At 62.6% G+C, this 14,441-nt stretch carries 9 protein-coding genes; 4 read left to right on the top strand and 5 right to left on the bottom strand.

Annotation, left to right across the window (positions count from 1 at the left end; translation table 11 throughout):
• Positions 1-164 precede the first annotated feature (164 nt).
• The 4 genes from DW211_RS03440 to DW211_RS03425 all read left to right on the top strand — a co-directional run bounded on the left by DW211_RS03440 (position 165) and on the right by DW211_RS03425 (position 3,783).
• Positions 165-2,507, top strand: coding sequence for a cation-translocating P-type ATPase (locus tag DW211_RS03440; RefSeq protein WP_118259218.1), 2,343 nt, complete (start codon positions 165-167; stop codon positions 2,505-2,507).
• A 147-nt stretch (positions 2,508-2,654) separates the two neighbouring features.
• On the top strand, positions 2,655-2,876 hold the full coding sequence (locus DW211_RS03435; RefSeq protein ID WP_118259217.1) for a heavy-metal-associated domain-containing protein: 222 nt from the start codon (positions 2,655-2,657) through the stop codon (positions 2,874-2,876).
• Between the two features lie 48 nt (positions 2,877-2,924).
• Positions 2,925-3,197, top strand: a complete 273-nt coding sequence (locus DW211_RS03430) for a metal-sensing transcriptional repressor (protein WP_117583949.1) — start codon at positions 2,925-2,927, stop codon at positions 3,195-3,197.
• Between the two features lie 112 nt (positions 3,198-3,309).
• Positions 3,310-3,783, top strand: a complete 474-nt coding sequence (locus DW211_RS03425; protein WP_118259215.1) for a hypothetical protein — start codon at positions 3,310-3,312, stop codon at positions 3,781-3,783.
• A 91-nt stretch (positions 3,784-3,874) separates the two neighbouring features.
• Here the strand turns inward: DW211_RS03425 and DW211_RS03420 are convergent, their stop codons facing one another.
• The 5 genes from DW211_RS03420 to gltB all read right to left on the bottom strand — a co-directional run bounded on the left by DW211_RS03420 (position 3,875) and on the right by gltB (position 14,345).
• Entirely contained in the window at positions 3,875-5,245 is a 1,371-nt protein-coding gene (locus DW211_RS03420; RefSeq protein WP_233540934.1) for an amidohydrolase family protein, read from the bottom strand.
• 488 nt (positions 5,246-5,733) lie between these two features.
• Positions 5,734-6,822 carry a hypothetical protein gene (locus tag DW211_RS03415; RefSeq protein WP_147357233.1) on the bottom strand — a complete coding sequence of 363 codons (1,089 nt, stop codon included), beginning with the start codon at positions 6,820-6,822 and terminating at the stop codon, positions 5,734-5,736.
• Positions 6,823-7,087: 265 nt separating this feature from the next.
• The gene (locus DW211_RS03410; protein ID WP_118259209.1) at positions 7,088-7,795 is read right to left on the bottom strand and encodes a hypothetical protein; all 708 of its coding nucleotides are present in this window, start codon (positions 7,793-7,795) and stop codon (positions 7,088-7,090) included.
• A 365-nt stretch (positions 7,796-8,160) separates the two neighbouring features.
• Positions 8,161-9,642: a glutamate synthase subunit beta gene (locus DW211_RS03405; protein ID WP_118259208.1), complete on the bottom strand. Its 1,482-nt coding sequence runs from the start codon at positions 9,640-9,642 to the stop codon at positions 8,161-8,163.
• A 5-nt stretch (positions 9,643-9,647) separates the two neighbouring features.
• A complete protein-coding gene (gene gltB / locus DW211_RS03400; RefSeq protein WP_118259206.1) occupies positions 9,648-14,345 on the bottom strand; it encodes a glutamate synthase large subunit in 4,698 nt (1,565 codons plus the stop codon).
• Between the last annotated feature and the right edge of the window lie 96 nt (positions 14,346-14,441).

The following is a 14,441-nucleotide window of genomic DNA, read 5'->3' as shown; positions in this document are numbered from 1 at the left end:
ACAGATCGAGATGGTTGGCAGGGACGGTCCTTCGACCACGCAACAATCCCCATCTGTAACGAAATGTCATACATTTCTTTCTGTACTGGACACCCCCTGGGGGTATGGGTGTATAGTATCGGCAGGTTAACATTTCCAACACTACGCCACAGAAAGGAGAAGCCATGGCTCAAGATAAGTTCGACGTGGGCGGCATGACATGCGCCGCCTGCCAGGCGCATGTGGACCGTGCCGTAAGCAAGCTCGACGGCGTCCAAAGCGTTGCGGTCAACCTGCTCGCCGGCTCCATGCTGGTCGACTACGACCCCGCGCAGGTCAGCCCCGATGACATCTGCACCGCCGTCGATCGCGCGGGCTATTCGGCCTCGCCCGTTAGCTCGGGCACCGATGGCGCCAGCTCAAGCGGCAACGCGCAAGCCAGGTCCGGCGCCGCCCATATGGAGTCGCCGACCAAAAAGCTGGAGGCCGCCGCCTCTGCCATGCGCACCCGCCTCATCGTCTCGATCGCATTCCTCATTCCGCTGTTCTACATAGGCATGGGACACATGTTCGGCTGGCCGCTGCCCGGTGTCTTCACCGATCACACCCATAGCATGACGCTCGCCCTCACCGAGCTCGTCCTGCTCATCCCCATCATCTATGTCAACGACGCGTACTTTATCAACGGGTTTAAATCGCTCGTTCACGGCGCGCCCACCATGGACGCCCTCATCGCCGTCGGTGCCACCGCTTCCATTGCCTGGTCGCTCTACGCCATGTTTATCATGGCCGACCAGCTAGCCGCAGGTCAGGTGCACGAGGCCATGATGACGAGCATGGACAATCTGTATTTTGAGAGCGCGGGCACGATTCTGTCGCTCGTCACCGTGGGCAAATATCTCGAGACGCGCAGCAAATCCAAGACCGGCGGCGCCATCGAGGCGCTCATCGACTTGGCGCCCAAGACCGCGACCGTCGTTGCCGACGACGGTACCGAAACCACCGTCGACGTCGACGCCATTCTGCCCGGCCAGGTCCTGCGCGTGCGCCCCGGCGAGTCCATCCCCGTCGATGGCGTGGTGCTCGAGGGCTGCTCGGCCGTGGACGAGAGTGCGCTAACCGGCGAGTCCATCCCCGTGGAAAAGGCCGCCGGTGACACCGTCAACGCCGCCACGGTCAACCGCACCGGATCGTTTACCTTCCGTGCCACACGCGTGGGCGCCGACACGTCGCTTGCCAAGATCATCCAGCTCGTCGAGGACGCCAATGCCACCAAGGCGCCTATCGCCCGCCTGGCCGACAAGGTCGCCGGCGTGTTCGTGCCCGTGGTGTTCGTGATTTCGGCCGTGACCTTTGCGGTATGGACGGCACTGACCGGCAGCATAAACGAGGCGCTCACCTCCGCCGTGGCCGTGTTGGTGATTAGCTGCCCGTGCGCACTCGGCCTGGCCACACCCGTCGCCATTATGGTGGGCACCGGCAAGGGCGCCGAGATGGGCATCCTGTTCAAGAGCGCCGAGGCACTGGAGAACCTGCGCAGTGTGGGCACCGTGGTGCTCGACAAGACGGGTACGGTCACCCGCGGTAAGCCCTCCGTGACGGACATTGTGGTAGCGACGCGCGCTGACGGCTCGCCCGCCATGAGCGAAAAGGCGTTGCTGAAGCTTGCTGCCGCACTGGAGCGCTCGAGCGAGCACCCGCTGGCCGAGGCGATTATGGCCGAGTGCGAGTCGCGCGGAATCGTGGCGCGCATGGTCGAGGACTTTGCTGCCGTGCCCGGGCGAGGCGTTACGGCGCGCGAGGGACAGAATGTCATCGCTGCCGGCAACGTGCGCTTCATGGACGAGTTGGGCGCCGCCGTGCCTACGGACCTTGCCGAGCAATTTGCCACCGAGGGCAAGACGCCGCTGTTCTTTGCCAAGAACGGCGAGCTCGTTGGTACCATCGCCGTGGCTGACGAGGTCAAAGAAACGAGCGCCGAGGCCGTCGCCGCGCTCCGCAAGCTCGGCGTCGACGTGCGCATGCTCACCGGCGACAACCGCGTGACGGCCGAGGCCATCGCCCGCCGCGTGGGACTCACCAGCGAACAGGTTATCGCCGACGTCCTCCCCGCCGACAAGGAACGCCACGTGCGCGAACTGCAAGATGCGGGCGGCAAGGTCGCCATGGTGGGCGACGGCATCAATGACTCCCCCGCCCTGGCGCGCGCCGACGTGGGCCTTGCCATTGGCACCGGCGCCGACATCGCCAAGGAGGGCGCCGACGTGGTGCTCATGCGCAGCGACCTCATGGACGTCGCCCGCGCCATCGAGCTTTCGCGCGCCACGATCCGCAACATCAAGCAGGACCTGTTCTGGGCACTGTTCTACAACGGCATCGGCATTCCGCTCGCCGCGGGCGTGTTCTTCCCGCTCACCGGCTGGCAACTCTCGCCGATGTTTGGCGCTGCAGCCATGAGCTTATCGAGCGTGTGCGTCGTAAGCAATGCGCTGCGCCTGAAATCCTTTAAGCCTAAAGTGGCAAAATAGGCTCACCATTAAGTCCATTTAGAACGGGTTTTCCAGGTGCCCGAGATTGACCTGAAAGAGGAGCGACGCGTACTTTGGTACGCGAGCGACGGCTTGAAGGTCAAGGTCGGGTGCCTGGGAAAGCCGACATAACAGAGAGGAATACCCATGCGTTACACGATTAAGACTTCCGGCCTTATGTGCGGCCACTGCGACGCCACCGTCGAGACGGCGTTGCTCAACGTGGTCGGCGTGACCGACGCCGACGCCGACCATGAGACCCAGACCGTCCAGGTAGAGTGCGCCGACACCGTGACTGCCGAGCAGCTCGCCGCCGCCGTCGAGACCGCGGGTGAGAAGTTCCACGCCCTGTCCGTGACTGCCGCGTAGCAGTTACCAGAGACATTCGACCCCATCGACCAGAAACGAGGACCCGCCATGATGGCAGACCATAAATCGGTGACCCGCATGCTCAAGACGGCACGCGGTCAGATCGACGGCATCCTGCGGATGGTCGAGGAGGACCGCTACTGCGTCGATATTTCCACGCAGCTCATGGCAACGCAGGCGCTCCTCGCGCGCATTAACGCCGACGTGCTCAAGGCCCACATTGAGGGCTGCGTCGCCTCGGCCATCGAATCGGGCGACGAGGAGCTCAAAGCCGCCAAGCTCGCCGAGATCGAACGCGTCGTCGACAAACTCGCCAAGTAATTGGTGCAATGGGGACAGGTACGTTTGCACCACATTGGTGCAGATGAACTTGTCCCCCTTGCTCTAAATCGGGTATAAAGGCGTGCAGCATATCGAACGAAAGGCAATTTGCATGAATGACTTTATGAAGGGTCGCAATGGCGCCGATGAACTCACCATCGTAATGGGTTTTGCCGGCATCATCATCGCGATGATCGGATCGATGGCCCGTATTCAGTGGCTCAGCTGGATCGCCATCGCCGTGATCGTGCTCGGCGTGCTGCGCGGCCTGTCCAAAAACATCGACGCGCGCCGCAAGGAGAACGATGCCTTTGTCACGGCGACCGCAAACGTCCCAGGCCTGGGCAAGTTCGTCGCCAGCTTGGGCGGCGGGGCTGCAGCTGCCAACGCCTCGCGCACGGCCGGCACCAGCAAGGAAGACTTTGAGCGTGCCAAGCGCACGGCCAAGAAGATGTGGAAGGGTCGCAAGACCACGGCCTACCTCAAGTGCCCCAACTGCGGCCAGATGCTGTCCGTCCCCAAGGGCAAGGGCAAGATCCGCGTCACCTGCCCCAAGTGCCACGCCAAGATGGAAACACGCTCCTAGCAGCTACACCATAGGAAAAATAAAAGCCGAGGCCTCGTGTTGAGACCTCGGCTTTTTTGAACGCGGCATAGGGGCCGCCCCTTTGTCACACCTATGCCACGCCGTCGCGGGCGAGCTCCTCGGCCAGCGCTTCGGCAGGCATGGCCATAATCGCGTCGAGCTCAGCGTCCACCTCGGGTATGCGCTTCACCTTGAGCTTTCGCACCAGGTTGCCGCGGCACATCACGTGCATTGGCTCACGCAGAGCGCACAGGTCATCGAGCGGGTTCTCGTGCGTCACCAAAATGTCGGCCGCCTTACCGCACTCGATCGTGCCGGTCTCGTCACCCAGGCCCAGTAGCTCAGCATTGACTTGCGTGGCCGTATGCAGCGCAAACGCGTTGCTCACGCCCACGTACTTGGCATAATAGGCCACCTCGCGCCACATGTCGTACTGGGTCACGAACGGGCAGCTCGAGTCCGTGCCCAGGCCCACCTTAACGCCGGCTTCCAGCGCCGCACGAGCGCTCTCGATAATGCCCGAGCACACGATGTCGCCGTTCTTCTTTTGCGTGTCGGTCGAATGGGTCTTTCCCGGATCGAGCAGTACAAACGGCAGCGCCGGACTAATCGTGCAGGTCACACTCGGCGCACGTCCCTCGAGCTGTGTTCCCGCGGCGCCGCGGTACAGCTCCAGAATCTCGGAGGTCATCGGAGCGCCGTGCTCGATTGTGTCGACGCCGGCCTGAAGCGCGGCCTTCACACCTTCGGTGCTCTCGACATGGGCCATGACCGGAAGGCCAACCTCGTGCGCCGCCTTGCACGCTGCCGCGGCGACATCGAGCGGCATGCGCAGCACGCCCGGCTCACCTACTTCGGTCGCGTCGAACACGCCGCCCGTCACGAACAGCTTGATGACGTCGGCGCCGCGCGCATACAGATCGCGCACCTGCTCGGCTGCCTCGACGGGGCTGTTGGCCACCTGGGCGAACAAGCCCGCGCCATGGCCGCCCGGCACCGTGACGCCCGTTCCCGGCGCTACCAGGCGCGGACCCTGATACTTGCCGGCATCGATAGCGTCACGCACGGCAATGTCGGCAAACAGCGGGTCGCCCGCGCCGCGCACCGTGGTCACGCCGCTTGCCAGCTGCTGCTGGGCACTGCCCTTGAGGATATGGCGCACGACGGCGCGGCCCACCGGATTATCAAGCTTCTTCATCAGCGCGCCCGCATCGCCCGCTGAGACTGGCTTGCCCGAACCGCACAGATGCACGTGCATGTTGATGAGACCCGGCATGAGATACGCCCCTGCCAGGTCGATGACCTCGGCACCCGCCGGCGCCTGCGCGACAGCACTCGGCCCCATCCAGGTGATGATGCCACGCTCGACGGCCACGGCCATATCGGGCTGCGGCTCCATATGCTCCGAACCATCCAGAACGGTCGCATTGATAAACAACGTGGGACGATCAGCAGACGCCATATCGAGCTCCTCCCTCACGATTAACTTGAACATTTGTCCATTATTACCCAGCACGGCAGGATTGCTGCAGACATATCGGTTAACGGAGAAAGGAGGAGATGCGGGGAATGGAATGCACTGCAGTCCCACCCCAGCGACATCCGGGAAATGTCTTGATCTGTAACAGATAGACCGTCTTTAACCTTCCAAGTGTTACAGATCGAGATCTTTCGGCACTGCGTCCGACCTTTGTCTCAATCTGTAACAGTTGGGTCGAATTTTGGCCGTTAGATGTTACAGATCGAGATATTCTCCAGCCCCGTCGTCAAACGTCTAAATCTGTAACAGGTAGACAGGTTTTCGGCCTCTAGATGTTACAGATTGAGATCTTTTAGCGGCAGCCAACCTTCTGTCTTGATCTGTAACAGTTACGAGGCCAAACGGCCCCTTGTTGTTACAGATCGAGACAAACTCGGCAGGAACAACCACATCCGCGTCAGTTGCACCCCTCAGCGCCCATACCACTGGCGTCTCCATTCCTCAGCCAAATCGGCCCGCTGTGGAATTCCCGCCAGTCTCATCTTTTCAGCCAGCTTCCCCGGATTCTTGAGCTCATCAAACGTAAACCTCAGTACTTTATGTCCGAGCATCGTCAGATGGGACTCTCGCTGACGTTCTGCCACGAATGGGTCGACCGACTCCCGACCCTCGTCGTTCTGTAAGGCATACTTTCCCTTTCCATCGAGCTCGCCAATCACGCACGTCCCGTCCTCGAGCCTCCAGAAATAATCAACGCGAAACACTTGGCTCGAATCAAGCGGGTCACGAAACTCCACTTGCAACTCTGGCACCGGAAAACCGTATGCAATAAAGAACGCCCGAAAACGAGACTCGCCACCGTTTTCGGACAGCCCGTCCGCATGCGACGCAATCACCTGAGCTCTGCGATACCCGCGTCTGCCCTCGCAATCGGCCTGGAGCCGTTCGCAGAGGTCGTCGCGCGATATGCCCTTCGCCCGCAGCGCAGAATCGGCGATCGCCAGACCATACGAAAACGGCGCACGCAGCAGACAATCCTTCACCGTGCGCCAAAACGGCGTCACTCGCACGCCGTCGACGCGCTCAAGCGCACCCGCCGCCTGCGGACGCAACAGCCGACATCCTGCACTCAGCGGCACCGAGCAACCTGTCTTAACAAGATATCGTGGCCCAAGCAGATCATTCGGCACCTCCAGACCCCACAAAAGTGCCGCGTCATAGCCCCAAAACGCCCAATCGGGATGAAACTCCGCAAGCCCTTTGATGGCCCGCAGCGCTCGCTCCGTCGGCGTCAGCGCATCCCAATCATGTTGAAAGCAGAACAAATACGGCTCGGGTTCCGCGATATCGTCGGTTCCAACATGACGCCGCAGCCACATGAGCTCGGCATTGTCATGCGTTGCGAGCAGCGCACCTTGCTCGGTCGCCTCCGTGAGTCGCGCGAGCATCCTATTCCGCGCCAACGTGTTGCGAGTCGTATGCTTGTGCTTGAAAACGGTATTAGACACTTCCATCACCACCACATCGGACAAATGGACCATCGTCACCGTTGCCTCCACCGACAAACGTCTTGATCTGTAACAAGAAGACCGATTTTTGGACTGTAGATGTTACAGATTGAGACATTCCCCCAGCCAGGTGCCAAACGTCTCGATCTGTAACAGTTAGACGTTCTCCAGGCCCCTAAACGTTACAGATTTAGACAAACCAGCGGCGCCCAGGTATTCGTCTCGATCTGTAACAGGTAGACCGGTTTTTTGTCCCTAAACGTTACAGATCGAGACATAAAGGCAGAAGGCAAGGCAGGCGACAACCGTCCATCCCCTACTCCCATTCCTGTTCGTAGATGTTGAGCGACTTCACATACCGCCCCTGGGCACCCATGATGTCGCGGACCAGGCGCAAAAAGAAGCTGATGCACGAGGTGTCGAAACCGTCCTCCAGGTCCTCGGGATGCACCACGCCCGGCCCGTCGACCGCCGTGTCGCTCAGGCGTGCGATGTCATACAGATAGAGTTGTCCCGCCGTCAGCCAGACATCGTCGACGCAGGCGAGGCGCACCGCAATCGCTCCGTCGCTCCAATGCTCCTTTTGCACGATATGCGGGTCGTAGACATCAAAGCGACGGTCGGTGCGCGTGTCCTTCAGCGCGACCATACCAGTCGCAGGATCCTTGTCCAAAATGCCAAAGCGCGAGAAATACTGCGTGTCGCGTACCTGCTCGAGCCGCTTGAGCGAGGCAGGCGAAAGCGATGTCGGCGGCTCTTCAACATACAGCTCGAGCAGCGTCTTGCCATGGCGATAGGGGCGCTCAAAGAGCAGCCAATCGGTAAATGCCATGTTGTAGGCCATGATTTCGTTTTGAGAAGGTTCCTCGCAATAGCTGAGCCACGGATCGACGATAATCTCGAACTGCTCGCGCGCCGGCTCCAGAAACTGAAACTTCCGCAGCATCCAAAAATGGGCCATGTCGGCAATATCGTTGCCGACGGCTTCAGCCAGCTCTGCTCGGTCAAAAACTTGGTCAGTCATGGCATCCTCCTCAAACTGATGGACCTCAATTTGAGCTTACGAGGAGGGTGGGCAGCCACTGTCGGCACGGGTAAAATAGGCCTCCGGCTGCAAACCAGATGCTAACCAAACACTTGGCGGGACACTTGACCGAATATGCACGCCGCAAAGAAACGGCAGGTAGATATAGACAGCCGACCCGCCATTTTAAGCCAAACGCCCGCTGCCACCACAGAAATAACAGGTGGCCACAGCCCAAGAAGTCGGCAAATGAGCACCCACACGTCGACAAACGAGCAAATCGCTCGCAAAGAGTGTCCCCAACGACTAGACAAAAAAGAACGTCCCCAATGACTAGTCATTGGGGACGTTCTTGAATGACTACCTTACAGCTCCAGCGCGTCTGCGACTTCGGCAACGCAGGCCAGGGCATCGGCCATGGCACTCACCACGAGCGAGCTGCCGTTGCGAGCATCACCCGCCACATACACCGGCGCGGCATCCGCGGCGACGCCGTCGACACGGGCCGCAAGGTGCGAGCCCTCGGCAGCCATCACCGGCAGCGGACGACCGGCGGTGGCAACAGGCACGCCGACAGCGTCGAACACGCTGTGCTCCGGACCCGTAAAGCCACAGGCGATGAGCACCAGCTGCACCGGCACCTCGCGCTCGGAACCCGCGATGCGCTCGGGCTTTCCCGCCGACCAGTCCAGATCGACCACGCGCAGACCCGCAGCCGCGCCCTTCTTGTCCAGCAGCACCTCGAGGGTATCCACGCCCCAGGCACGCATCTCGCCACCCATGGCGGCAATGGCCTCCTGCTGGCCATAGTCGGTCTTCTTCACATTGGGCCACTGCGGCCAGGGGTTGCTCGCCGCGCGCTTATCGGGCGCAGCCGGCAAGAACTCAAACTGGCGCACGCTGCGCGCCCCCTGGCGCACCGCGGTACCCACGCAGTCGTTGCCCGTATCGCCACCGCCAATGACCACGACGTCCAGGCCGCGCGCGTTCACCGCAGGCTCGCCGCCGTCGAGCACCGAGACGGTCAAAGCCGTCAGGTAGTCCACGGCGTACACCACGCCGGGAGCATCCACGTTCGCAGCCGAAAGACCACGGGGCGCACGAGCGCCGACAGCCACCACGACAGCGTCAAAGTCATCGAGCTTGGCGGCAACCTTGGGATCGTTCACATCGGCACCCAGCTCAAACACAATGCCCAGCTCGCGCATGAGCGCCACGCGACGCTCGACCACGGACTTCTCGAGCTTCATGTTGGGAATGCCGTACATGAGCAGACCGCCCGGGCGGTCGTCACGCTCAAACACCGTCACGCGGGCGCCACGACGCGCAAGCTCCCATGCTGCCACCAGACCAGCGGGACCGGAGCCCACCACGGCAACCGTGGGTGCACCCTCCCCCGCCGGCTCAAAGCGGTGCGGACCGCCATTTGCCCACTCATGGTCGCTGATCGCACGCTCGTTGTCATGGATCGTCGTGGGCTGGCCATCGACCGAACCCAGGTTGCACGCGGCCTCGCACAGCGCCGGGCACACGCGACTCGTGAACTCGGGCATGGGCGAGGTGAGCGACAGACGCTCGGCAGCCTCGTCCCAGCGGCCGCGGTACACCAGCTCATTCCACTCGGGAATCAGGTTGTGCAGCGGGCAGCCGCTCGGGCGCGCCTTGCCAAAACTCGCGCCCATCTGGCAAAACGCCACGCCGCACATCATGCAGCGGCTCGCCTGGGCGCGACGTGCATCGTCATCGAGCTCCACGTACAGCGGATCAAAATCATGGCTGCGCTCCTCCACGGGGCGAAGCTCGTGGGTCACGCGATCGATATCAAGAAAAGCACCGGGCTTACCCATGGCACTTACGCCTCCTTCTTGGTCGAAGCAGCAGAGCTGGCAGCCACGGACGCAGCGCCCGCAGCACCGCCCGCAGCATCAAAGCGAGCGACATCCGCGGCACTCGCACGACCGGTCACGATGTCAAACGCCAGCTCCTCGGCCTGCGCATGCGTCTTGCCGGCAGCCTCGCCCGCGGAGACAATCGTCAGCACGCGCTCGTACTCGGTCGGAATGACCTTCACAAAGTGCTTGCTCATCGTCTCAAAGCTGTAGAGCAACTTAATGCCGCGCGGGCTCTGCGTCGCGTCCACGTGCTCCTGGATGAGCTCGCGAATCTGCGCCAGCTCGCCGGCCGTCGGGACCTTGAGCTCAACGCTCTCGTGGTTCACACGGGCATCGAGCGTGCCGTACTGGTCAAAGACATAGGCCACGCCACCTGTCATGCCGGCGGCGAAGTTCTGCCCGACCTCGCCCAGGATGAGCGCCAGACCGCCCGTCATGTACTCGCAGCCATGGTTGCCGCAGCCCTCGACCACCACGGTGGCACCGGAGTTGCGCACGGCAAAACGCTGGCCGGCAAGACCGTTAATGAAGCCGCGGCCGCTCGTGGCACCAAAGAACGCAACGTTGCCCACGATGATGTTCTCGTCGAACTTGTAGGTCGCATGCGGGTTGGGGCGCACCGACACCTCGCCGCCCGAAAGGCCCTTACCAAAGTAGTCGTTGGCGTCGCCGCACACGTTGAGCGTAATGCCGCGCGGCAAGAAGGCGCCAAAGCTCTGACCGGCCGAACCATCGCAATCGATGGTGATGGAGCCAGCGGGCAGACCTTCGGGATGCGCCTTGGTCACCGCGTTGCCCAGGATGGTGCCCACGCAGCGGTTGACGTTGGCGATATCGGCGCGGAAACGAATCGGACGCAGGTGCGCACGGGCATCGGCCGTATAGGGCACAAACAACGTGGAGTCGAGCGTCTTGTCGAGCTCGCTGTCCGCGGCCATCTGCGGCAGGAAGTGGCGACCGTCGGCGCCCGGAATATGGGCACCGAACTCGCAGGTCGCGCTCGCCAGCACGGGCGACAGATCGAGCAGGTTGGCCTTGCGGTTGCCCGGGACCTCGATCTGGCGCAGGCACTCGGGATGGCCGACCATCTCGTCGACGGTGCGGAAGCCCAAGCTCGCCATGACCTCGCGCAGCTGCTCGGCAACAAAGAGCATAAAGTGCTCGACGTGCTCGGGCTTGCCGCGGAAGCCGCGACGCAGGCGGCAGTTTTGCGTAGCGATGCCGGCCGGGCAGGTGTCCTGTTGGCAGTCGCGCTGCATGAGGCAACCCATGGAGATGAGCGGCATGGTCGCAAAGCCAAACTCCTCGGCACCCAGCAAGCAGGCGACGGCAACGTCGGTGCCGTCCATGAGCTTGCCGTCGGCCTCGAGCACCACGCGTGAGCGCAGGCCGTTTTGCAGCAGCGTCTGTTGGGCCTCGGCAAGGCCGAGCTCCAGCGGCAGGCCGGCGTGCCAAATGGAATCGCGCGCAGCGGCACCCGAGCCGCCATTGTGGCCGCTGATCAAGATCTTGTCGGCAGCACCCTTGGCCACACCGGTGGCGATGGTGCCGACGCCGGCCTCGCTGACCAGCTTGACCGACACGCGCGCGCCGGGGTTGGCGTTCTTAAGGTCAAAGATCAGCTCTGCCAGGTCCTCGATGGAGTAAATGTCGTGGTGCGGCGGAGGCGAGATCAGGCCGATGCCGGGCGTGGACTGACGGACCTCAGCGATCCAGGGGTAGACCTTCTTGCCGGGGAGGTGTCCGCCCTCGCCGGGCTTGGCGCCCTGGGCCATCTTGATCTGAATCTCGAAGGCGCTGCACAGGTAGCGGCTCGTCACGCCAAAGCGCGCACTTGCCACCTGCTTGATGGCGGAGTTCTTGGAGTCACCGTTAGCCAGCGGGGTCTCGCGACGCGGATCCTCACCACCCTCGCCCGAGTTGGAGCGTCCATGCAGGCGGTTCATGGCGATGGCCATGCACTCATGCGCCTCTTTGCTGATGGAGCCATACGACATGGCGCCGGTGTTAAAGCGGCGGACGATGTTGAGCGCGGGCTCCACCTCGTCGAGCGAAACCGGCGTGCGGCCGCTGGCATTAAAGTCGAGCAAGTCGCGCAGGCGCACGGCACGGCCGGTGCGGTGCAGGCGGGCGCTGTACTCCTTAAAGGTTTCGTAGCTGTCCTCGCGGCAGGCGGTCTGCAGCAGGTAGACAGTCTGAGGGTCGATCAGGTGATCCTCGCCGCCGAGCGGGCGCCACTTGGTCAGACCCAGCGTGGGCAGCTGATCGGGAGCCGGGCTCTTAAGGATAGCGAGCGCGGCGTCGTAGCGCTCGTTTTGCTCGCGCTCGACGTCCTCGACACCCATACCGCCCACACGGCTCACCGTGCCGGCGAAGTACGCGTTGATGAACTCCGGCGTAAAGCCCACGGCCTCGAAGATCTGCGCCGAATGGTAGCTCTGCACCGTGGAGATGCCCATCTTGGACATGATGGAGACGATACCGGCGGTCGCAGCCTTGTTGTAGTTGGCGATGCCCTGCTCGGCCGTCACGTCCAGGTCGCCGCGTGCCGCCAGATCACGGATGCACGCATGTGCGTTGTACGGATAGATGCCGCTCGCGGAGTAGCCCACCAGTGCCGCAAAGTCATGCGGGGACACGGCGTCGCCGCACTCCACCACGATGTCGGCAAAGGTACGCACGCCGGCGCGGATCAGGTGGTTGTGCACGCAGCCCACAGCGAGCAGCGACGGCACGGGCACCTCGCCCGCAGCGGCACGATCGCTCAACACCACGATGTTCACGCCGTCGCGGACCGCGGCCTCAACGTTCTCTGCAAGCTGCTTGAGCGCAGCCTGCAGCGCGCCCTCGCCGGCATCGCGGCGGTAGACGGCACGGAAACGGCGGGTCTTAAAGCCCACGCGGTCGATGGCGCAGATGCGGTCAAGGTCTTCCTCGCTCAGCAGCGGACGCTCCAAGCGCACCAGCTGGCAGGCTGTACGGGAGTCCTCGAGCAGGTTGCCGTGGTTGCCCAGGTAGAGCGTGGTCGAGGTGACCATATGCTCGCGCAGGGCGTCGATGGGCGGGTTCGTGACCTGAGCAAACAGCTGATAGAAATAGTCGTAGAAGGAGCGCGTCTTCTTGGACAGGCAGGCCAGCGGCGCATCGATGCCCATCGAGGCGAGCGGGGCCTTGCCCTGCTGGGCCATAGGGCGCACGACCTCGTCGACGTCATCCCAGTGGTAGCCGAGCTTGGCCATACGCACGGCGGCGGGCACCTCGGCGTCCTCGGCGGGCGTTGCCGCAACGGGCTCATCGAGCGCGTCAACGGTCAGCGTCTCCTCGGCAATCCAATCACGGTAGGGCTTTTCCTTGGCATAGCGGGCGCGCAACTCATCGTTGTAGATGACGCGCCCGCGGGCAAAGTCGACCTCGAGCATCTGGCCCGGCCCCAGACAGCCGCTCGTCAGGATGTTCTCGGGGCTCACCTCGATGGTGCCCACCTCGCTTGCCAGCATAAAGCGACCGTCGCGCGTCACGTAGTAGCGAGCCGGACGCAGGCCGTTACGGTCGAGGGCAGCGCCCAGGGTGCGACCGTCGGTAAAGGCGATGGCCGCCGGGCCATCCCATGGCTCCATGAGCATGGACTGGTAAGCGTCGTAGGCGCGGCGCTCCTCACTCAGACTGTCGTTGTGGTCCCACGGCTCGGGCAGCAACATGGACGCGGCACGCGTAAGCGGGCGACCGTTCATGACCAAAAACTCAAGCACATTGTCCAGAATCGCGGAGTCGGAACCCTCGCGGTTGATGATGGGCATCACGCGCTCAAGATCGTGCTGCAGCACGGGGCTGTACAGGTTGGGCTCGCGGGCGCGAATCCAGTTGACGTTGCCCTTAAGGGTATTGATCTCGCCGTTGTGAATGATAAAGCGGTTGGGGTGCGCACGCTCCCAGCTGGGCGTGGTGTTGGTGGAGTAGCGCGAGTGGACGAGCGCCACGGCCGTCTTGACGGCGGCGTCGTTGAGGTCGATGAAGAAGCGGCGCATCTGCGTGGCGACCAGCATGCCCTTGTACACGATGGTGCGCGAGCTCATGGAGCACACATAGAAGATCTTGTCGCGCAGGGCAAACTCGGCATCGGCCTTCTTTTCGATGGTGCGGCGGCACACGTACAGGCGACGCTCAAAGGCATCGCCGGCGAGTGTGTCGTCCGGACGGCCCAGGAAGGCCTGCAGGATAGTAGGCATGCAGGCGCGGGCCGTCTCGCCCAGGTCGTGCGGGTCGACCGGCACCTCGCGCCAAAAGAGCAGCGGCACACCGGCCTCGGCGCAGCCCTCCTCAAACACGCGGCGGGCATCCTCTACGCCCTTGTCGTCCTGCGGAAAGAACAGCATGGCCACGCCATAGTCGCCCTCTGCCGGCAGAATCTGGCCGCACTTTTGAGCCTCTTTACGAAAAAAGTGATGCGGAACCTGGAACAGGATGCCAGCGCCATCGCCGGTGTTCTTCTCGAGTCCCGTGCCGCCGCGGTGCTCCAAGTTGACCAGAATGGACAGCGCGTCGTCCAGAATCTGGTGATGGCGCTCACCGTTGATATCGGCAAGCGCGCCGATGCCACATGCATCGTGGTCGAATTCGGGGCGATAAAGGCCCTGCTGCTGAGCGGAATCTGCCTGCATCGCGATCCTCCCCTAGATATGAGACAGTCAGTTGAATAGGCATACTAGGAGCATCGCCGGCCCGTTGTGTTTCCCGCCCGTTTCGAAACAATCGCG

This window comes from Collinsella sp. AM18-10, from assembly GCF_003471585.1.
GTDB lineage: Bacteria > Actinomycetota > Coriobacteriia > Coriobacteriales > Coriobacteriaceae > Collinsella.
This window is presented reverse-complemented; position numbering and strand designations above follow the sequence as displayed.

Coding starts and splice junctions, on each gene's coding strand:
- DW211_RS03440 (WP_118259218.1), top strand. CDS start 165: ATGGCTCAAGATAAGTTCGACGTGGGCGGCATGACATGCGCCGCCTGC.
- DW211_RS03435 (WP_118259217.1), top strand. CDS start 2,655: ATGCGTTACACGATTAAGACTTCCGGCCTTATGTGCGGCCACTGCGAC.
- DW211_RS03430 (WP_117583949.1), top strand. CDS start 2,925: ATGATGGCAGACCATAAATCGGTGACCCGCATGCTCAAGACGGCACGC.
- DW211_RS03425 (WP_118259215.1), top strand. CDS start 3,310: ATGAATGACTTTATGAAGGGTCGCAATGGCGCCGATGAACTCACCATC.
- DW211_RS03420 (WP_233540934.1), bottom strand. CDS start 5,245: ATGGCGTCTGCTGATCGTCCCACGTTGTTTATCAATGCGACCGTTCTG.
- DW211_RS03410 (WP_118259209.1), bottom strand. CDS start 7,795: ATGACTGACCAAGTTTTTGACCGAGCAGAGCTGGCTGAAGCCGTCGGC.
- DW211_RS03405 (WP_118259208.1), bottom strand. CDS start 9,642: ATGGGTAAGCCCGGTGCTTTTCTTGATATCGATCGCGTGACCCACGAG.
- gltB (WP_118259206.1), bottom strand. CDS start 14,345: ATGCAGGCAGATTCCGCTCAGCAGCAGGGCCTTTATCGCCCCGAATTC.